Annotated in this window: 17 protein-coding genes; 7 read left to right on the top strand and 10 right to left on the bottom strand. The window is 64.9% G+C overall.

Annotation, left to right across the window (positions count from 1 at the left end):
• Positions 1 to 36: 36 nt before the first annotated feature.
• Entirely contained in the window at positions 37 to 1,281 is a 1,245-nt protein-coding gene (locus RBA40_RS26295; RefSeq protein ID WP_306651198.1) for a CaiB/BaiF CoA transferase family protein, read from the bottom strand.
• Between the two features lie 237 nt (positions 1,282 to 1,518).
• Here RBA40_RS26295 and garD point away from each other — a divergent pair, with 237 nt between their 5' ends.
• From garD to RBA40_RS26280, 3 genes are read left to right on the top strand one after another with little or no spacing between them, the layout of a single operon-like run.
• Positions 1,519 to 3,069, top strand: a complete 1,551-nt coding sequence (gene garD / locus RBA40_RS26290) for a galactarate dehydratase (protein ID WP_306651196.1) — start codon at positions 1,519 to 1,521, stop codon at positions 3,067 to 3,069.
• Between the two features lie 2 nt (positions 3,070 to 3,071).
• Positions 3,072 to 3,878, top strand: a complete 807-nt coding sequence (locus tag RBA40_RS26285) for an NAD-dependent epimerase/dehydratase family protein (protein ID WP_306651195.1) — start codon at positions 3,072 to 3,074, stop codon at positions 3,876 to 3,878.
• Positions 3,871 to 4,752 carry an aldose 1-epimerase gene (locus RBA40_RS26280; protein ID WP_306651277.1) on the top strand — a complete coding sequence of 294 codons (882 nt, stop codon included), beginning with the start codon at positions 3,871 to 3,873 and terminating at the stop codon, positions 4,750 to 4,752. Before RBA40_RS26285 ends, RBA40_RS26280 begins: the two co-directional genes overlap by 8 nt.
• On the opposite strand, the gene speD is transcribed toward RBA40_RS26280, so the two are convergent.
• From speD to RBA40_RS26255, 5 genes are read right to left on the bottom strand one after another with little or no spacing between them, the layout of a single operon-like run.
• Complete coding sequence (speD, locus tag RBA40_RS26275; RefSeq protein WP_306651193.1) at positions 4,749 to 5,126, bottom strand: adenosylmethionine decarboxylase; 378 nt, start codon at positions 5,124 to 5,126, stop codon at positions 4,749 to 4,751. The two genes, RBA40_RS26280 and speD, sit on opposite strands and share 4 nt — an antisense overlap.
• Positions 5,123 to 5,296, bottom strand: a complete 174-nt coding sequence (locus tag RBA40_RS26270; protein WP_306651191.1) for a hypothetical protein — start codon at positions 5,294 to 5,296, stop codon at positions 5,123 to 5,125. The genes speD and RBA40_RS26270 overlap by 4 nt, the downstream gene beginning before the upstream one ends.
• Positions 5,293 to 6,771 (bottom strand): DUF4178 domain-containing protein, encoded by a 1,479-nt coding sequence (locus RBA40_RS26265; protein WP_306651189.1) that lies wholly within the window; start codon positions 6,769 to 6,771, stop codon positions 5,293 to 5,295. The genes RBA40_RS26270 and RBA40_RS26265 overlap by 4 nt, the downstream gene beginning before the upstream one ends.
• Positions 6,772 to 6,781: 10 nt before the next feature.
• Positions 6,782 to 7,828: an SPFH domain-containing protein gene (locus tag RBA40_RS26260; RefSeq protein ID WP_306651187.1), complete on the bottom strand. Its 1,047-nt coding sequence runs from the start codon at positions 7,826 to 7,828 to the stop codon at positions 6,782 to 6,784.
• Between the two features lie 37 nt (positions 7,829 to 7,865).
• Complete coding sequence (locus tag RBA40_RS26255; protein WP_229413332.1) at positions 7,866 to 8,252, bottom strand: DUF350 domain-containing protein; 387 nt, start codon at positions 8,250 to 8,252, stop codon at positions 7,866 to 7,868.
• Between the two features lie 64 nt (positions 8,253 to 8,316).
• Here RBA40_RS26255 and RBA40_RS26250 point away from each other — a divergent pair, with 64 nt between their 5' ends.
• Positions 8,317 to 9,828: a polyamine aminopropyltransferase gene (locus RBA40_RS26250; protein WP_306651186.1), complete on the top strand. Its 1,512-nt coding sequence runs from the start codon at positions 8,317 to 8,319 to the stop codon at positions 9,826 to 9,828.
• Entirely contained in the window at positions 9,828 to 11,435 is a 1,608-nt protein-coding gene (locus RBA40_RS26245; protein ID WP_306651185.1) for an NAD(P)-binding protein, read from the top strand. The genes RBA40_RS26250 and RBA40_RS26245 overlap by 1 nt, the downstream gene beginning before the upstream one ends.
• A 1-nt stretch (position 11,436) precedes the next feature.
• On the opposite strand, the gene RBA40_RS26240 is transcribed toward RBA40_RS26245, so the two are convergent.
• Together RBA40_RS26240 and RBA40_RS26235 are read right to left on the bottom strand one after the other, a co-directional pair.
• Positions 11,437 to 12,177 carry a substrate-binding periplasmic protein gene (locus tag RBA40_RS26240; protein ID WP_306651183.1) on the bottom strand — a complete coding sequence of 247 codons (741 nt, stop codon included), beginning with the start codon at positions 12,175 to 12,177 and terminating at the stop codon, positions 11,437 to 11,439.
• 22 nt (positions 12,178 to 12,199) lie between these two features.
• Positions 12,200 to 13,957, bottom strand: a complete 1,758-nt coding sequence (locus RBA40_RS26235; RefSeq protein WP_306651182.1) for a cation:proton antiporter domain-containing protein — start codon at positions 13,955 to 13,957, stop codon at positions 12,200 to 12,202.
• Between the two features lie 491 nt (positions 13,958 to 14,448).
• On the opposite strand from RBA40_RS26235, the gene RBA40_RS26230 reads away from it, so the two are divergent.
• Complete coding sequence (locus RBA40_RS26230) at positions 14,449 to 14,931, top strand: T6SS effector amidase Tae4 family protein (RefSeq protein ID WP_306651180.1); 483 nt, start codon at positions 14,449 to 14,451, stop codon at positions 14,929 to 14,931.
• Between the two features lie 5 nt (positions 14,932 to 14,936).
• On the opposite strand, the gene RBA40_RS26225 is transcribed toward RBA40_RS26230, so the two are convergent.
• Positions 14,937 to 17,222, bottom strand: coding sequence for an SDR family oxidoreductase (locus RBA40_RS26225; protein WP_306651178.1), 2,286 nt, complete (start codon positions 17,220 to 17,222; stop codon positions 14,937 to 14,939).
• 229 nt (positions 17,223 to 17,451) lie between these two features.
• On the opposite strand from RBA40_RS26225, the gene RBA40_RS26220 reads away from it, so the two are divergent.
• The gene (locus RBA40_RS26220) at positions 17,452 to 18,099 is read left to right on the top strand and encodes a DUF642 domain-containing protein (RefSeq protein ID WP_306651177.1); all 648 of its coding nucleotides are present in this window, start codon (positions 17,452 to 17,454) and stop codon (positions 18,097 to 18,099) included.
• A 148-nt stretch (positions 18,100 to 18,247) separates the two neighbouring features.
• On the opposite strand, the gene RBA40_RS26215 is transcribed toward RBA40_RS26220, so the two are convergent.
• Positions 18,248 to 18,664: a DUF3597 domain-containing protein gene (locus RBA40_RS26215; protein WP_306651176.1), complete on the bottom strand. Its 417-nt coding sequence runs from the start codon at positions 18,662 to 18,664 to the stop codon at positions 18,248 to 18,250.
• Between the last annotated feature and the right edge of the window lie 8 nt (positions 18,665 to 18,672).

The raw sequence follows: 18,672 nt of genomic DNA, 5'->3' as shown, positions 1-18,672 counted from the left end.
TGCCATTGGCAGAAACGACGGTTTATATGTCGGAGCCTAGATAGCCCCTTTCGCCCGCAACGCCGCGATCTCTTCCTCGCTGCGTCCCAGCACATCGCGCAGCACTTCATCGGTATGCTGCCCCAGCATCGGCGGCGGCAAATCGGCCTGCGCGGGCGTGAGCGAGAGCTTCATCGGGCTGCGCACCAGCTTCACCTTGCCCGCCGCCGGGTGATCCATCTCGATGGCCACGCCGCGTGCCTTCACCTGCTCGTTCTCGAACACTTCACCGACATCGTTAATCGGCCCGCACGGCACGCCGACCGCTTCGAGCTGCGCAATCCACTCGTCGCGTGTGCGCGTGCCGACCATCTCCGCCAGCAGCGGCACCAGCACATCGCGGTGCTGCACGCGCAGCGGATTGGTGACGAAGCGCGCATCGACTGCCAACTCGGGCCGTCCGCCGGCTTCCACGAACTTCTGATACTGCCCATCGTTCCCGGTCGCGACGATGATGTGCCCATCCGCGCACGCAAACGTCTGATACGGCACGATGTTGGCATGCGCATTGCCCCAGCGCTTGGGCGCCTTGCCGCTGTTAAGGAAATTGCTGCCCACATTGGCCAGCATCGCCACCTGCGTGTCGAGCAGCGCCATATCGATGTACTGGCCTTGCCCGGTGCGGTCGCGGTGCGTGAGCGCGGCCAGCACCGCCACGGTGGCGTACATGCCGGTCATCAGATCGGTCAGCGCCACGCCGGCCTTTTGCGGGCCGCCGCCGGGCAGGTCGTCGCGCTCGCCCGTCACCGACATCAGACCGCCCATGCCCTGGATCAGGAAGTCGTAGCCGGCGCGGTGCGCATACGGCCCGTCCTGGCCAAACCCTGTCACCGAGCAGTACACCAGGTCCGGCTTGATCTCTTTCAGGCTGTCGTAATCGAGGCCGTAGCGTTTCAGCTGGCCGACCTTGTAGTTTTCCAGCACCACGTCGGCCTCGCGCGCGAGGTCGCGGATCAGTGCCTGGCCTTCGGGAGTGGCAATATCGACCGTGACGGAACGCTTGCCGCGGTTCGCGGTCAGGAAGTAGGCCGCCTCGCTGGTGTTGTTGCCGTCGGCGTCGCGCGCGTACGGCGGGCCCCAGGCGCGGGTGTCGTCGCCCACGCCGGGACGTTCGATCTTGATTACATCGGCGCCGAGATCGGCCAGGTTCTGGGAGCACCAGGGACCGGCCAGCACGCGCGACAAATCGAGTACGCGGATGTGGCCGAGCGCCTTGGGCATGCCCGAATATGCTTGAGTCATTGTGTCTGCCTTGTTGCAAATCAGGCAGCAATTATATCGGCTCAAGCCCTGTGCGGCCAAGCGTGGAACGCGGCCGGACCGCTCTGGGCCTTTTTGGCGAAAAAGTAAAATTGGTCAGACCAATAACTTGAATTGGACTAGCCGATTTTAAAGTTTGCTGGCATACTTACCAAAACCGACCGCAAGGCGTCCGCATTTCCCGGGCTCATGCGGGGGCGGGAAGACAAGGCTACCAAAATGACGACACCGGAAAAAACACCGCTCCATATCCGCATGCACGCGGGCGACAACGTCGCCATCGTGGTGAACGACGGCGGCTTGCCGGCGGGGACGGTGTTTCCGGACGGGCTGGTGCTGGTCGACGCCGTGCCGCAGGGTCATAAAGTGGCGCTGACCGACTTTGCCGAAGGCGATCCCGTCATCCGTTACAACGTCACCATCGGTTTCGCCGCGCGCGCGCTGCCGAAAGGAAGCTGGATTTCGGAAGCGGTGCTGCGCATGCCGGCCGCGCGCGAACTCGAAGGGCTGCCGATCGCCACCCGTGCCGCACCGGTCATGGCGCCGCTGGAGGGCTACACCTTCCAGGGCTTCAGGAATGCCGACGGCTCGGTGGGCACGCGCAATATCCTGGCCATCACCACCACCGTGCAATGCGTCTCCGGCGTGGTTGAACATGCGGTCAGGCGCATCAAGAGCGAGCTGCTGCCGCGCTACCCGAACGTGGACGACGTGGTCGGCCTGGAACACACCTACGGCTGCGGCGTGGCGATCGATGCGCCGGGCGCCGAAATCCCGATCCGCACGCTGCGCAACATCACCCAGAACCCGAACTTCGGCGGCCAGGCGATGGTGGTCAGCCTGGGCTGCGAAAAGCTGCAGCCGGCGCGCCTGTTCCCGAAAGGCTCGATCCCGATCCTCTCCGGCGCCGACCCCGCGCACGTGTGCCTGCAGGACGAGGGCCACGTGGGCTTCCAGTCGATGATCGATTCGATCATGCGCACCGCCGAGGTCCAGCTGCAGGTGCTCAATGCACGCCAGCGCGAAACCTGCCCGGCGTCCGACCTGGTGGTGGGCGTGCAGTGCGGCGGCAGCGATGCGTTTTCGGGCGTGACGGCCAATCCGGCGGTGGGCTACGCGACCGACCTGCTGGTGCGCGCCGGCGCCACCGTGATGTTCTCGGAAGTGACGGAAGTGCGCGACGGGATCGACCAGCTGACCTCGCGCGCCGCCAATGCCGACGTGGCCGAAGCCATGATCCGCGAAATGGCCTGGTACGACGCGTACCTGACGCGCGGCGGGGTCGACCGCAGCGCCAACACCACGCCGGGTAACAAGAAGGGCGGGCTGTCGAACATCGTCGAAAAGGCGATGGGATCGATCGTCAAGTCGGGATCGTCCGCGATCACCGGCGTGCTCTCGCCCGGCGAGAAACTCAAACAGAAAGGGCTGATCTACGCAGCCACCCCCGCCAGTGACTTCATCTGCGGTACATTGCAGCTGGCGGCGGGGATGAATATCCACGTGTTCACCACGGGCCGCGGCACGCCGTACGGCCTGGCCGAATGCCCGGTGATCAAGGTCGCCACGCGCAACGACCTGGCGCGCCGCTGGCACGACCTGATGGACGTGAACGCGGGCCGCATCGCCAGTGGCGAAGCGAGCATCGAAGACGTCGGCTGGGAATTGTTCAAGCTGATGCTCGATGTCGCCAGCGGCAGCAAGACCTGGGCCGAACACTGGAAGCTGCACAATGCCCTGACCCTTTTCAATCCTGCACCGGTGACCTGATCATGAGCAAACCATTCAAACGCATTCTGCTGACCGGCGCCGCCGGCGGCCTCGGACGCCTGCTGCGCGAGCGCATCAAACCATGGGCTGACATCGTCCGCCTGTCCGACCTGGCCGATGTCGGCCCGGCCGGCGAAGGCGAAGAGGTGCTCCAGTGCGACCTGGCCGACAAAGCCGCCGTGCTGGCGCTGATGGAAGGCGTGGACGCGGTGCTGCACTTCGGCGGCATTTCGACCGAAGCGCCGTTCGACGCGATCATGCAAGCCAATATTCTCGGCATGGCCAATCTGTACGAAGCGATTCACAAGACGGGCGTCAAGCGTGTGGTGTTTGCCAGCTCGAACCACACGATGGGCTTCTACAAGACCACCGACCTGGTCGACGCCGACATGCCGCCGCGCCCTGATGGCATGTACGGCGTCAGCAAGGTGTTCGGCGAATCGCTGTCGCGCTACTACTACGACCGCTTCGGCATCGAAACCGTATGCCTGCGCATCGGCTCCTGCTTCCCCGAGCCGGCCAATCCGCGCATGATGATCACCTACCTGAGCGCCGACGACCTGGTCGAAGCGCTGCGCTGCTCGCTGTTTGCCGCGCGCGTGGGCCATACCATCGCCTTTGGCGTGTCGGACAACAAGGCCAAATGGTGGGACGACCGCAAATCGCGCCACCTCGGTTTCGTGGCCAAGGACAGCTCGACCCAGTTCGAGTACAAGTTCCCCGACAACGGCAACTACGCGCCGGCCGATGACATCACCATTACCTTCCAGGGTGGCGGTTTTCTTTTGACCGGGCCTCAATATAACTAGCCTGTCGTCGCTGGTTCTGCGTAACGCGCAGCTCTCCGCCGAAATCCTTCCGGGTTTCGGCGGCGCTTTGTCGCGTCTGGACTGGATTGGCGGCGCTGGCGCGCCAGTTCCGGTGCTGCGGCCGTATGGCGGGGGCGATGCGGCGCCCCGTCCTAATCAATTGGCCTGCTTTCCGCTGGTGCCGTGGTCGAACCGGATGGCGGGTGGTTTTTCATGCGGCGGCCAGCGTTACGACATCGCGCCCAACCGCGAAGGCGATCCGTTTCCGATTCATGGCGAGGGCTGGCAGCGGCCATGGACGGTGGCGTTCCAGTCGGCCAGCCAGGTGCTGCTGATGCTCGAGCGCCGCGACGGCACGCCGTTTGCCTACCGCGCCGCGCTGGAATATGCCTTGCGCGGTAATGCACTGGTGGTGACGCTGGAAGTGACCAATACCGGCGCACTGGCGCTGCCGTTCGGTCTGGGCTTGCATCCGTGGATGCCGCGCAGTCCTGGCACGACTTTGCAGGCGGCGGCGCGCAGCGTGTGGATGGCCGGTGCCGACAAGCTGCCGTCGCATGCGGAAGCGATCCCGCAGGCATGGTCGTTCGACCGTGCCTGCGCGCTGCCTGATGGCTTGATCGACAATGTGTTCGTGGGCTGGGATGGGCAGGCGCGCATTCACTGGCCCGAGAGCGGCTTGAACCTGGCGATCGCCGCCGATAGTGGGTATTACATTGTGTATGCGCCGGCCGGCGGGGATTTTTTCTGCTTCGAGCCGGTGGACCACCTGATCAACGCGCATAACATGGCCGGTGGGCCGGCAAGGCATGGCTTGACGATGCTGGCGCCGGGGCAAAGGCTGCGGCGGATGTACAGTTTTGCGGTGACTTAACCCGCCGCGACTTGCGCGACACCGCGCTCGATGGTTTGCACCACGCGCGACGTCGGCTTCAACGCCAGCTCGATTACCTGCAACGCCAGCTGCGGCTGCGCATCCCCGCACATGAAAATATCCGCCGCCGCGAACCCGTACTCCGGCCACGTATGGACCGAAATATGTGACTCGGCCAGCAGCACCACGCCGGTCACTCCCATCGCCTCGCCGAAGCTGTGGAAATGACTGTGCAAGATCCGCGCACCTGCGGCCTCGGCGCCTGCGCGCAGCAGCGCGTCGATATCGGCGGTTACGGTCAGCAGGGCCGGATCGATCCCGTGAAAATCAATCAGCAGGTGAATGCCGGCCGGACGGTGCGCGTGCGTGATCACTTATGCCCGCCACCCGAACCGCCGCCGTAACTGCCGCTGCTGGAACTCCAGCTGCTGCCACCGCGACCGCCTCCGTGTCCATTGCTCGACGAGTCGAACATGCTGATCCAGCTGATGATCGTGGTAAGTATCGCCACTGCGATCGCGTACAGAATATATTTTTCGTTCATTCATCATCCTTGCCGGCGACATTGGTGAACATCGCCGGAATACAAATGGCCAGCAAGGCCATGATCAGGTACATGGCGGTCGCGCCGAAGTTAAATAGCAGCGGAATCAGGTTCAACCCGAGCAGCCACCAGAAGAATTTGCCCAGTGTGCCGGACAGCGTCGGCCCCGATGCCGGAGCGCGCTTGCGGACCTTGGGAGGCCGCGTTTTCTTTACCGCTTTGCTGAACCAGGCCGTGACCTGGTCGGCTGCGACCGGCTTGGAGCGTGACCAGGTCATTTCCGCGGCGCTGATTTCAGCCGCCAGGCTGCTTTTGCCATGCGCGAATTCCATCACGTGCACGGTGTCGCCCACCGCCACGCGCCAGTTGAACGCGCCAGCCGCCGCCACCACGGTCGCGATGTAGTCATCGGTTTTTTCGTAGTCGACCTTGTCGGCCCTGGCCAGTTCGGACGCAGTCGGATGCCATGCCGGCCAGTGGGTCATGACGTCGGCCCGATACCAGCCGTCATCGCTTTCGATCAGCCAGAAGAAGTTGGCGTTGACGCTATAGACCAGGTATTCAGTCCATTGCGAGTCGCTGCTGTTTGCGCGGATCATGGCGCCGATCACGGTGCACTTGCTGCCGTGGATGTTAGCCTTGGCGCCGATCTCGATCGTGGTGCGCATCTGCGCGACTTTGTCGCCGGCTGCCAGAACGCTGGCCTCGGGGCCCGCGGCGTCGAGCTGGGCGGCGCAGGACGGGCAAACCAGGTTGGTCGCCACGCCCGGCAGATAGCTGATGGTGCTGCCGCACGAGGGGCAGTCGAGCGCATCGACCTTGCCCCGGTATTTGCCCGCGCTGGCCTTGATCTGTTCATCGTCGCGCAGCAGCTGGCAGCGCATTTCGGCCAGCGTGACTGCCACCCCCGTGTACACCACCGGCGTTTCGCCATCGGTGTAGTCGAGCGTCAGGAAGCGCGGCCCGCTGCGAAAGTCCGCCACGCGGATGCGCCAGCCCGTGCCGACCCGGAACGGCAGTTCGCCCTGGCCGGCGATGCATTCGCCGCTGCGCTTTTCCGACGCAAGGTAGCGCTGATCGTCGATGTGGTAGGCGTTGGCAACGTGGATTGCGTCGAAGCCGGGCAGGGCGACGGCGACGTTGCGTTCGGCGGTGATGGTGAACAGGCCCGAGGAGTCGCCCAGCCAGCCGTTGCCGCCGTCGCCGTACAGCACATACCATTCGTTCCACATGCCTTCGGCGTAGCGCAGCTGGATGCGCCCGACCACCGTGAAATTGCGCGCGCCGACGGTCCCGGTGGTGCCGATCTGGATCGGAGAGTAGTCTTCCAGCACCGACGACATGGTGCCCAGGTTCTTGACCGATTCGGCATCCTTGAGCAGGGTGGCGCGACAAAACTCGCACACCGCCATGACGGCGGCGTGCGATTTGAACTTGACTTCGGCGCCACAGCTTGGGCAGGAAACGATTTGCATGGACAGCGGCTTAGCCGATCAGTTTTTTGAGCAGCTCCGTCTTGGTGCTGTTGTAATCGTCTTCCGAGATCAGGCCCTTGTCGAGCAATCCCTTGAGTTTGAGCAGGCGCTCCTCGATCGGATCGACTTCCGGCATGGCGGGCTGCAAGGGCGCGGTCGGCGCTGGCGGCACCTGCGGGATCATCGAGCCGCTCATGCCCTGCGCCATGGCGTGGCCCAGCATCGCGCCGGCCCCCAGGCCCGCGCCGATGCCGGCCAGGCCGCCTTCGTTCTGGGCCGCCAGCGGGATGCTGCTGGCAACCTGGAACTGGGTGAAGCCGCTCATCTTCTCGCCCGACAGGCCGCCTTTCATGCCGGCCGAAATGCGCTCGTCGAGCGCGGCCTGCAGTTCTTCCGGCAGGCTGACGCTGGCGACGTTGAATTCATCGAGCCCCACGCCGTAGCGCGCAAAGGCGGCGTACAGGTCGCCCTTGACCTGCTGCGCCATCAGCGCCTGGTTGGCGGCCATGTCGAGAAAGGCGACCTTGGCGGTGCCGAGCGAGGTGGCCATGGTGGCCAGCAGGATGCCGCGCAGTTGGTCTTCGACATCGTCGCGCGTGTAGACGTCGCGCGTGCCGCTGATTTCGGTGAAGAACAGGCGCGGGTCGGCAACGCGGTACGAGTACATGCCGAAGGCGCGCACGCGGATCATGTCGAAGTCGGCGTCGCGAATCGTGATCGGCTGCGGCGTGCCCCATTTGCGGCCGGTCTGCACGCGGGTGCTGAAGAAGTACACGTCCGACTTGAACGGCGAATCGAAGAATTTGTCCCAGTTTTTCAGGTTGGTCAGCACCGGCAGGGTGTTGGTGGTGAGCTTGTGGGTGCCGGGACCGAAGACGTCGGCGATCTTGCCTTCATTGACGAACAGCGCCATCTGCGACTCGCGCACATTGAGGATGGCGCCGTTCTGGATTTCGAAGTCCTGCATCGGAAAGCGCCACGCCAGTACGCCGTCGTTCTCTTCGTTCCATTGCAGGACGTCGATAAACTGCTTCTTGATGAATGAGCCAAGGGACATGTCGGTCTCCGGTAGGAATGCGTTGAATGAGGGCGGGTCAGGACAGGGCGCCGGCGTTGACCAGGCCGATCGACACCGAAATGGCGCCCAGCAGGCCGCCGAAGGCCGAGTTGTCGGCCTCGATCTGGTCCTTCGACATTTTCAGCAGGCGCGTGGCGATGTTATAAGCGAGCACCTGGACCAGCATCGCGCCGGCCGCCCATTCGAGGAACTTGTAGTAGTCGGGGGTATGCAGCAGGGCCGAGGCGATCGTCAGCGAAAAGCCGATCAGCGCGCCGCCGAGCGACAATGCGGCCGCGTGGTTGCCGCCACGGATCAGCGCCACTTCATTGAAAGGGGTCAGGCGCGTATAAATGACAAAAAACGCCATTACCATGGCAACCGCTGTTGCAAGGTGGAGCAGATAGTTTAGGATGGCGGGCACGAGATTTCCCCATGAAGATGGCCAGGATGGCGGCAAACGACGATCTTAGAACAAAAGATACTACATGACCAAACGAATTTTGATACTTTCTGTCTTCGTGGTGGCCTCCTGCGGGCTGGCCTACGAACTCATTGCCGGCGCTTTGTCCAGCTATCTGCTGGGCGACTCGATCCTCCAGTTCTCCACCATCATCGGCTGCTACCTGTTCGCCATGGGGGTCGGCGCGCACTTTTCGAAGTACGTCGCGGAAGAGGATGTGCTGTCGCGTTTCATCGACATCGAGCTGGCAGTGGGCTTGATCGGCGGGGTGTCGGCGGCGCTGCTGTTCATGACATTTTCATGGATGACGGCCCCGTTTCGCACCCTGTTGTACGTGCTGGTGTTCATGATCGGCGCGCTGGTGGGCATGGAAGTGCCGCTCGTGATGCGCGCGCTGAACGCGCGCGACACCGCATTCAATGACCTGGTGAGCCGCGTGCTGACCTTCGATTATCTTGGCGCGCTGGCCGTGTCGCTGCTGTTTCCGCTGGTGCTGGCACCTTACGTGGGGCTGGTGCGCACCGGCTTTTTGTTCGGGATGCTCAACGTCGGCGTGGGCTTCTGGACCCTGTACGTGTTCCGCGCCGAACTGACCAATATCGGCGGGCGCGTGCTGCGCGCCTCGTTTGTCATGTTCGCGCTGGTGATGGGCTTCGCGCTGTCGGACCGCATGGTGCAGTGGGGCGAACACGGCCTGTTCGGCGACGAAATCGTGTACTCCACCACCACGCCATACCAGCGCCTGGTGATCACGCGCTGGAAGGACGACATGCGCCTGTACATCAACGGCAACCTGCAGTTCTCCTCGCGCGACGAATACCGCTATCACGAAGCGCTGGTTCACCCGGCGCTGCAAGCCTTGCCGTGGGCGCGCAGCGTGCTGGTACTGGGCGGCGGCGACGGCCTGGCACTGCGCGAAGTGCTGCGTTACCCGAACATCAAACAGGTCACCGTGGTCGACCTGGACCCTGCCATGACGCAGGCCTTCACCACCCGTCCGGAGCTGGTCAAGCTCAATGGCGGCTCGTTCTCGGACCCGCGCGTGAAAGTCGTCAACGCCGACGCCGCGATCTGGCTGCAGAACACGCGCGAGATGTTCGACGCGGCCATCATCGACTTTCCCGACCCGTCCAGCTTCGCGCTCGGCAAACTGTATTCGGTACCGTTTTACGGCATGGTGAAAAAGCACGTGGCGGCCAAGGGGCTGGTGGTGGTGCAATCGACCTCGCCGTTCTTCGCGCCGCACGCCTACTGGACCATCGAGGCGACCTTGCGCGAGGTCGGCATGCGTACCTATCCCTTCCATGCATATGTGCCGTCGTTCGGCGAGTGGGGCTTCATCATGGCCTCGCCCGAGCAGGAGTATGTGCCGCCCACCAGCTACCGGCTGCCGATGCGCTACCTGAACGAAGCGACCACGCGCGAAATGTTCGCCTTCCCGCCCGATATGAAGCGCCTGGAGATGCCGCCGAACCGGCTCAATACGCAGTCGCTGGTGCACGAGTTCGAGCAGGACTGGGGCAGGGTGATCCGCTGATGGACCGGCGCTCGTTCCTGGCATTGGCCGGCGGGGTGGGGGCGGCGGCGGTGAGCGCGGCCGGCTTCCAGCGCTGGCTCGAAATTGCGCCCACCGTGCATTATCCGGGCCGCACGGAGGGCCACTTTTTGCGCGAGCGCGGCAGGCTGCCGGCGCCGGGCGAAGTGATCGACACCGACATCATGATCCTCGGCTCCGGCATCGCCGGCCTGACGGCGGCGTGGAAGCTGGAACGCGAAGGGCAGCGCAAGGTGCTGATGATCGACGGTCCGCAACCGTTCGGGAACGCCGCCGGCGGCCATTTCGGCGAGCTGGCCTATCCTACCGGCGGCCATTATCTGCCGCTGCCGTCGCCGGAGTCGGTCCATGTGCGCGAGATCCTGTTCGACCTTGGCATCATCGAGCGCGACCCGTACGGTGAAAAACCCTACTACGACGAGCGCTACGTCCTGCACGGTCCGGAAGAGCGGCTGCTGTTCAACGGCCAATGGCAGGAAGGCTTCATTCCGACCGACGGCGTATCGGCGCAGGAGCTGGCCGAGCATAAGCGCTTTTTCGCGGAGGTCGAACGCCTGCGCAAGCTGCGCGGGGCCGACGGCAAGCGTGCATTCGTCTTCCCGACCGTGACCTCGTCGCTCGACCCGGTGTTCGATGCGCTCGACCGTATCACGCTCAAGGACTGGCTGGACCAGCAGGGCTACCGCTCGCCGACCCTGCACTGGTATCTGAACTACTGCTGCCGCGACGACTACGGCACCCGTTACGACAAGGTCTCTGCGTGGGCCGGGCTGCATTACTACTGCAGCCGCTGGGGACAGGCAGCCAACGCCGGCAACGGCGCCTGGCTGACCTGGCCGGGCGGGATGCAGGTGGTGGCCGACAAACTGGCCGCGGCGTCAAGCGTGCGGCGCCGGGCCGGCACCGCGGTCTCGCTCAAGCGCACCGGATCGGGCGTGGAAGCGCTGTGCTTCACGTTGGAAGGCGGCGTGGCGCGCAGTTACCTGGTGCGCTCGCGCAAGGCGGTGTGTGCGATGCCGCTGTACGTGGCCGCGCGCGTGGTCGAGGATATCGCCACCTACGGCTTCGATGCGAAGCGCCACACGCCGTCGTATGCACCGTGGATGGTGGCCAATTTCCTCATGAAGGACTTCCCGCGCGAGCTGCCGCACGCGCCGCTGGCGTGGGATAACGTGGTGTACCAGGAGCCGGGGCTGGGCTATGTGGTCTCGACCCACCAGGATATCCGCGTGGCGCCGCCGGCCAAGACCGTGTTCAGCGCCTACGTGGCGCTGTCGGACCGTACGCCCGACGCGGCGCGCAAGTGGATGATGACGGCCAGCGGCGAAGAGCTGGTGGCGCTGGCCAGCGCCGACCTGAAAAGCGCCTACGGCTGGAAGTTCGCCGCTTGCGTGGAGCGGGTCGACATCACCCTGCGCGGCCACGCGATGGCGGTGCCGCTGCCGGGCTTTCGCAGCAATGCGGGCCTGAAGGCCTTGCGCGAAGCCGATGGGCCGATCGTGTTCGCGCACGCCGACCTGTCGGGCTTTTCGGTGTTCGAGGAAGCGGCGTGGTGGGGTGTGCAGGCCGCGCTCAAGGTGCTCAGGTAATTTACTGGTAGGTGGCGACGATGCGCTGCCAGGCCGGATCGTCCTTGAGTTTTTTGAGCACCGGCGCGATTTTGCCGAAGGCGACGGCGTGGCTGTGCGGCGCCAGCATGCGCCTTTCGGTGGGCGGGCTGGCCAGGGTGGCCAGGTGCAGTTTGGACGACATGCCGTGCGCGCGCATGAAGTAGCGCGCCATCGACTCGGCCACGATCACGCAATCGAGGCGCCCGAGCAGCAGCTTTTCCAGGTTTTTCTCGTCGCTCGCGCCTTCGCTGCGCAGCATGCGCGAGCTGGCCAGCCAGGCGTCGATACCGGGATAGTGGTAGCCGAGGGTGACGCCGACCGAGGCGCCCACCAGGCTCGCCGGTGCATCCGGGCTGACCGGTTTTGCCGCCAGCGACACCAGCGCGTAACGGTCGGCCGCGAACGACGCCGACCACAGATACTTTTTCTGCTCCACGTCGTCGAACCATTCGGGCATCATGCCGATGACCATGCCGTCGATGCTGCCGTCTTCGAGCTTGACCTGGAGGCGCTTGCGCGGCATGAACTGCAGCTTGAAAGTAAGCTTGCCCAGCTTGCGCTGGTTCAGGTAGCCGATCAGGTCCGGGTACATGCCACGCCCGTCACCGAGCATCAGCGGCGCGAAATTGGCGCTGGTGTAGACGGTGACCACTTCGGCAGCGGCGGGCTTTGCTACCAGCAGCACGCACAGGACCGACAGGCGCAGGACCAGTTTTTTCATGAAATGATTATCGCATCCCGTTTCATTGATGGGTACGGATTTCGGCGTCGAGCGTTGCCAGGAACAGGTCGCGCTCATCGTCGACGATGCGGTCGACCCGTTCTTCGTCCATGCCGAGCGTTTCGAGCACGAAGGCGGACAGCTGCAGGCTGGCTTCCAGCGTTTCGGGCACCACGATGGTGGCGCCGGCGCGTTTCAGGGCGCGCGCATGCTGTTCGTCGCGCGAGCGCACCAGCAGCGGCACGTCGGGAAATTCGCGCCGGATGCCGCGCACCGCGTGCAGGGCCGACGCGGGATGGTCCATCGTCAGCACGATGGCGGGCGCCTCGCCCGCATTCACGTGGCGCAGCAGCTCGGCGCGCGCGGCATTGCCGAAGTAGACCGGCAAGCCTTCGCCATGCATTTTGGTGGCCAGGCGCGCGTCGTTCTCGAAGGCGATGTAGCCGATGCCTTCGGCCGTGAGCAGCTTGGCCAGTTGCTGGCCCACGCGCCCGAAGCCGGCGATGATGATGTGGCCGCGCGCGGCGCTCAGCGCGGCCTGGTCGGGCGTGGCGGCCTGGCCGTCGTCGCGCGGCTCCCAGCGCGTGCCGATCTCGCGCCCCAGGCGTGCCAGCATGGGGGTGACGAACAGGGACAGGCCCACGGCCAGCATCACGCGCGCGCCGAGGTCGGCGTCGACCAGTTTGCTGGCGGTGGCGTAGCCGATCACGATGAAGGCGAATTCGCCGCCCTGCCCGAGCAGCAGGCCGCCTTCGACCGCGCGCCCCCAGCTGAGCCCACCGATGCGGAACAGCACGGCGATGACCAAGGCCTTGATGGCGATCAGCCCGAACACGGCGCCGGCCAGCCACAGCGGCGCATCGATGATCTGGCGCGCGTCCATGCCCATGCCGACCGTCATGAAGAACAAGCCCATCAGCAAGCCCTTGAAGGGCTCGACCATGAGTTCGACCTCATGCTTGAATTCGGTTTCGGCCAGCAGCAGGCCGGCAATCAGGGCGCCGAGCGCCATCGACAGGCCCGCCGCCGCGCTCAGGCCGGCGATGCCCAGGGTCGTGAGCAGCACCAGCGCCATGAACACATCGGGCTGGCGGTGGCGCGTGAAAATGCGGAACAGGGGATGGACGAGGCGCCCGCCGACCAGGTAGATCAGCGCGATGGCGGCCGCCGCCTTGGCCATGGTGATGGCCACCAGCGAGAATATGCCGTCGCTTTCGCCCTTGGCCATGACGCCGATCAGAATCAGCAGCGGCACCACCGCCAGATCCTGCAGCATGAGAATGGAAAAACCGGCCTGGCCGAGCGGGGTGTCGGTGCTGTGCTGTTCGTTCATCAGCTGCATGACCACGGCGGTGGACGAGAGCGAGAGCACGATGCCGAGGATGACGGCGCTTTCCGTGCGGTAGCCCAGCAGGTAGATGACGGCGCCGAGGAGGGCGGCGCTGATGCAGACCTGGGCCGTGCCGGCGCCGAACACCCAGCGACGCAGCGCCCACAGGCGGGCGGCCGACAGTTCCAGGCCGATCATGAACATCAGGAACATGACGCCCAGTTCGGCCAGCGCGACCACGCCTTCGGCGCGCGGGAAGGTGAGGTAGGCCAGCCATGGATGGGTGTCCGCGAACAGGCCCAGGCCGAACGGGCCGAGCAGGGCGCCCACGGCCAGGAAGCCGAGCACCTGGTTGATGCGCAGGCGCTGCAGGGTCGGAATCAGGATGCCCGCGAGCGAGAGGAACAGGAGGATTTCCCTCAGGAAGGGGAAGGCGTGTTGCTCTTGCACGGGGTGGGGCCTGTCGGGTAGTTGATCGCTCTTGCCATTCTATAACAGTGGGGCGGGGCGGCGGGGTCTGGTGGCGCTGCCCGACCGCCACACGGGGCTGGCGTGTTGCATGCCGCTCGGGTGGGGGCGCTGCATCGCCACAGTGACCCTGGCATGGCTGCTGGAAGGCATGTTTGATGTTAATGACTGAGCTGGAAACTTGGGGCACCCGCCTGCGCGGGTGCGACGGGGCTGGGGGCTGACGGGGGCTGACGGGCCTGGCGAGACTGCCGGGGCTGACGCGGCTGATGCGGCTAGCGAGGCTGGCGGGGCTGGCAAGGCTGGCGGGGCTAGCAGGGCTGACGGAGCTGGCAGCGGATTGAAACAGCGGGCTGAGTGGCATTTAGACGGCAAGGGTGTGGCTGGCGATGCGCTTCGCTTGCGGCGGCGCAAACGCTAGGTTGTATCCGTGAGGCAATATGACTGACCTGCCGCCTCATCGGAGTTCCAGCATGAAGCCCTCGTTTTTCACCGTGCGCGACAACTATCCCACCCGCGCGAGCGTCGACCGCACTGCCCTGTACAAGGCAATCGGCTGGGATGCCCTAGTCGGCGTGACTGCCTATCAGAATACCTGCGCCACCCGCGTCAGCCTGGCACTGGTGCGCTCCGGCATGCGCATTCCCGGCCGGCTGGCCATCCTCAAGGGAGAGCACAAGGGCAGCCTCATCGAACCCGGCCACGCGCGCCTGTCGATCCTGCTGCAGCGCCGCAACCTGCTGGGCCTGCCGGAAGTTCATCGCGGCGGGCAGGCGCGCCAGGCCATCGGCAGGCGCAGCGGCATCGTATCGTTCTGGCACATCCAGGATGGCAGCGGGCCCGAAGAAGGACATATCGATATCGTCTTCCCGGACCCGCACACGGTCGATGGCCCGGCCTGCGGAAGCCAGTGCTACTGGCAAGCGGGCGAAGTGTGGTTCTGGCCGCTCGTTTGAGATAGTCAGCTGGCTTGCTGGCGCCTCCCGGCGTTGGCTTGCTGGCGCGTGTCGGTGCAATGGATCGCCTGTTCCAGCTCCACGCTCTCGCCGCGCATCTGCAAAAAGCGCCCGATCGCATTGTCCAGGCCCGGCAGCAGGATGCCGCGCTCGGTGTGCAGCGCGCTGTAGGCGGGGCGCGCGGCGATGTAGCGGCAGTTGGCACTCAATTGTGCTTCGAGCCGGCTGGTGTCCACCCCGGCCTGCCCCGCCGCCATGCTCGCCAGTTCGACCCAGGTGAGCGGATGGCCGTTGGTCAGGTGCCATATTCCGCGTTCCTTGTCGATGGCAAGATCGAGGCAGGTGTTGACCAGGTCGGGCACGTAGGTTGGCGTGACCGTGATGTCGCTGGCGGCGGCGAACGGCGCGCCGCTTTCGAGGCTGGCCAGCGCCTGGGTCACGAAGTTGTAGCTGTCCCAGGGGCCGAAGAAGGAACTGGTGCGCACCACCAGCGCCCCCGGGTGCCGGTCGAGCACGGTGAGCTCGGCGGCCGCCTTGCTTTTGCCGTAGATGTTGATCGGCGCCACGGTGTCGCTTTCCACATACGGACACTGCCGGCTCCCATCGAATACCAGATCGCTTGAGAAGGTGGTCAGGTGCACCTGGTGGCGCGCGCAGGCGGCGGCCAGGACTGCCGGGCCGGCGACGTTTTCGCGAAAGCAGCGTTCCACATCGTTTTCAGCCTCGTCCACCCGCACGTAGCCGCTGGCGTTGATGACGGCCCAGGGCTGGTAGCGCTGCATGGCTTGCTCGACCGAAACAGGGTCGGCAATGTCCATGTCCTGGCGGCTGAGCAGGCGGTAGGCCAGATTGCGGCGCTCGCAGATGCGGGCGAAGGCGCGCCCCAGCGTGCCGGTGGCGCCGGTGATCAGGATCGGTGCCGAGGCAGTGCCGACCAGGCTGTGGCCGTCGGCCGTAATGGAAGTGAGCGCTTCCGGCGTGGACACGGGCGGGCACAGGCAGCGCCCGGCGCGGCGCCACCAGCCCTGGCCGCGCAGCACGGGGTGCGAGGGCGCCCGGCCGCTGCCCAGTTCGCGCATCATGGCCGCCAGGGCGGTGGGGCGCGGAAGCGGCGAGCGCACGTCGAACGGACCCGGCTCGTAGTAGCCGCGGCATTGCGTGACCAGGCTGTTCCAGTCGAACGAGCCGAGCAGCGCCCAGACAGTCACGGCGCGCAGGTCGATGCCGTTGCGCCGGGCTTGCTGTCCCGCTTCCCACACTTCGAGCAGCCAGCGCAACTGGTCTTCGCGGTTGGCGTCGATGTGCGCTTCGGTGACCGCCAGCGGGATGCGGTAGCGGTCCCAGATTTCTTGCAGCAGCGGGCCGATGCCGGGCGTGGGCGTGGCCAGGGCGCGCGCGGTTTCGATATCGGCGCAGGGCACGCCGTCCGCATGGCCGCGAAAGTGCGCCGGGTAGCGCTCGGTCCGGTGGTCGAGCCAGCGTTCGCTGGTCACGTAGTAATTGACGCCGATGAGGTCGGGCGGACAGGGATTGTCGCGGAACCAGAGCAGCTCGGCCGGCTGGGCCCCGTGGCCCGTCATGTAGCCCCACAGCGCATGCTCCGGTCCCACTTTGCCGCATAGTAAGTCCCAGGCCAGCCAGCGCCGTTCGTTGTAGAACGCGGCGCAGCGGGCCATGTCGGGCGTGCTGTAGGTTTTGCCAAGGTCGTCCGTCTGGACCAGGCGCGCGCGCGGATTGACGCGCCGGATGGCGCGCATGGCCAGCACGGTTGCGCGGCACTGGATCAGCAGCGCCTGCAGGAAGGTGCGGTCGTCGCGCCCGTGCGGATACCAGAGGCCGTACAAGCCGCTGAAGCGCGCGGTGGTCAGCGGCTCGTTGACGGGCGTATAGGCGTCGATCCAGGGGTAGCGCGCGGCCACGGCGCCGGCGTATTGCGCCAGCCCGGTCGCGAAGGTGGGGTCGGTCAGGCAGGTGTCGCGCGGGCCGCTGCCGTGGTGTACCAGCCCGGCAATGGGACTGATGCCGGCTTCGCGCAAGGCGGTCAGGCGTTCGTCGGCCCAGGACCAGTCGGCGCTGGCCAGTCCGCCAGGTGCCACGCGTTCCCACAGCAGCGGGTAGCGGATGGTGCTGATGCCCAGGGAGCTGAAGCGCGCAACATCGTCGCTGCGGCCGTGATGGCCATTTCTTTCTATCTGGCTGAAGTAGTCGTCTCCCACGCGATTGACCGTACATTCGAGCCCGCCCCACAGGGCAAGCGGCGGGTGTGCTGCGTCGCTGTCGATTGATGGCATAAGTTCACTCGTGATATTTAAGCAATTTTAGAAATTAGATACCGGGCAGCGCCGAAAAGTTCAGTTTGTCTTTCGGTTTGCACAAGTCGATGGCAAAAAACAACGAGAAATTGCTAGCAAACAGGAAATTTTTGTTAGCTGAGTACAAAGATGATATGGATCAATGATATGATTCGCTATCAATTACGTAACAATACTTTCGTTTTAGTAATCACCCATTAGGATTTAAATGAAATCATCAGTACTCCTGAGCGGCTTGTTTGCCGCCGCCATGTTCGCCAGTGGCGCAGCGCGCGCCGACCTCGTGGTCAACGGCAGCTTTGAAGTCAACAAGACTGCAAGTTCGTGGCAGAATTTCAATGCCGTGACCGGCTGGAATTCCAGCAACGGCATTTTTGAAATCCAAAAGGGCGCCAAGCAGGGCGGCGTCGCCGGTTTCAATCCGTACGCAGCCAATGGCCGCCAGTACCTGGAACTGAACAGCACCGGCCTGAGCTCGGTATGGCAGATGATCGACACCTCGGTTGCCGGCACCTACTCGGTCTCGTTCGCGTACTCGGGCCGTCCGGACACCGCCGGTCACGCCAACAGCGCGATGAATGTGTACTGGGGCGACACCAAGCTGAACGATTCGCTGCTGATGGGCGGCACCACCGGCCAGTGGAGCCTGTTCAGCATCACCGACCTGGTCGCTACCAGTCCGCTCACCAAGCTGCGTTTTGAATCGGTCGGCCCGAGCTCGTCGCCAACCTACGGTTCCTACCTCGATGCCGTGTCGGTCGACGTGACCCCGGTTCCGGAGCCGGAAACCTACGCCTTGTTCCTGCTGGGCCTGGCAGTCGTCGGCGCTACCGTTCGCCGCAACAAAAAAGCCTGAGTTCCCTCGCTGCGCCGGTCCTGAATCGGCGTCGCGTTGTCGTTTTTGGCGCTGTATGATCGGCGCCGACGAGAAAAACGCCGCCGGGTTGATTGCCCGGCGGCGTTTTTTTCGTCTGGCGGCGGAAGCGCAGTCCCGCCAGCGCGAATCAGTCCTTCAGGTCGGCCGGCACCTTGCCGCCGTTGGCCGCCAGCTTGTTCATCACCTGGCGGTGCAGCCAGATATTCATTGACGCCGAATCGCTGGTGTCGCCGGTGTAATCGAGCTCGTTCGCCAGTTCCTTGCGCGACTGCAGGCTGCTGTCCAGGTTCAGCAGCTTGAGCAGGTCGACGATCGAGGTGCGCCAGTTCAGGGTCTGACTCTGCGGCATGCCGCTGAGGATGGCTTCGACGTCTATCTGTTCCATCGGCGCGGCCGGCGCCGGGGCCGATGCCTGGGGTGCTGCGCCCGGCGCTGCGCCGGTCGACGGCATCGATGCCGGTGGCACGGCCGCAGGCGAGGTCGGCTGCACGGCTGGGTGCGACGACGGGAAGATTTTGCGGAAGATATTGGTGAGAATGCCCATGAGTGACC

This window comes from Massilia pseudoviolaceinigra (assembly GCF_030846505.1).
Classification (GTDB): domain Bacteria; phylum Pseudomonadota; class Gammaproteobacteria; order Burkholderiales; family Burkholderiaceae_D; genus Telluria_A; species Telluria_A violaceinigra.
This window is presented reverse-complemented; position numbering and strand designations above follow the sequence as displayed.

Bases quoted from the DNA above. Each gene is read 5' to 3' on its own strand.
- RBA40_RS26295 (WP_306651198.1), bottom strand. From the start codon at position 1,281: ATGACTCAAGCATATTCGGGCATGCCCAAGGCGCTCGGCCACATCCGC.
- garD (WP_306651196.1), top strand. From the start codon at position 1,519: ATGACGACACCGGAAAAAACACCGCTCCATATCCGCATGCACGCGGGC.
- RBA40_RS26285 (WP_306651195.1), top strand. From the start codon at position 3,072: ATGAGCAAACCATTCAAACGCATTCTGCTGACCGGCGCCGCCGGCGGC.
- RBA40_RS26270 (WP_306651191.1), bottom strand. From the start codon at position 5,296: ATGAACGAAAAATATATTCTGTACGCGATCGCAGTGGCGATACTTACC.
- RBA40_RS26265 (WP_306651189.1), bottom strand. From the start codon at position 6,771: ATGCAAATCGTTTCCTGCCCAAGCTGTGGCGCCGAAGTCAAGTTCAAA.
- RBA40_RS26260 (WP_306651187.1), bottom strand. From the start codon at position 7,828: ATGTCCCTTGGCTCATTCATCAAGAAGCAGTTTATCGACGTCCTGCAA.
- RBA40_RS26250 (WP_306651186.1), top strand. From the start codon at position 8,317: ATGACCAAACGAATTTTGATACTTTCTGTCTTCGTGGTGGCCTCCTGC.
- RBA40_RS26245 (WP_306651185.1), top strand. From the start codon at position 9,828: ATGGACCGGCGCTCGTTCCTGGCATTGGCCGGCGGGGTGGGGGCGGCG.
- RBA40_RS26240 (WP_306651183.1), bottom strand. From the start codon at position 12,177: ATGAAAAAACTGGTCCTGCGCCTGTCGGTCCTGTGCGTGCTGCTGGTA.
- RBA40_RS26230 (WP_306651180.1), top strand. From the start codon at position 14,449: ATGAAGCCCTCGTTTTTCACCGTGCGCGACAACTATCCCACCCGCGCG.
- RBA40_RS26225 (WP_306651178.1), bottom strand. From the start codon at position 17,222: ATGCCATCAATCGACAGCGACGCAGCACACCCGCCGCTTGCCCTGTGG.
- RBA40_RS26220 (WP_306651177.1), top strand. From the start codon at position 17,452: ATGAAATCATCAGTACTCCTGAGCGGCTTGTTTGCCGCCGCCATGTTC.
- RBA40_RS26215 (WP_306651176.1), bottom strand. From the start codon at position 18,664: ATGGGCATTCTCACCAATATCTTCCGCAAAATCTTCCCGTCGTCGCAC.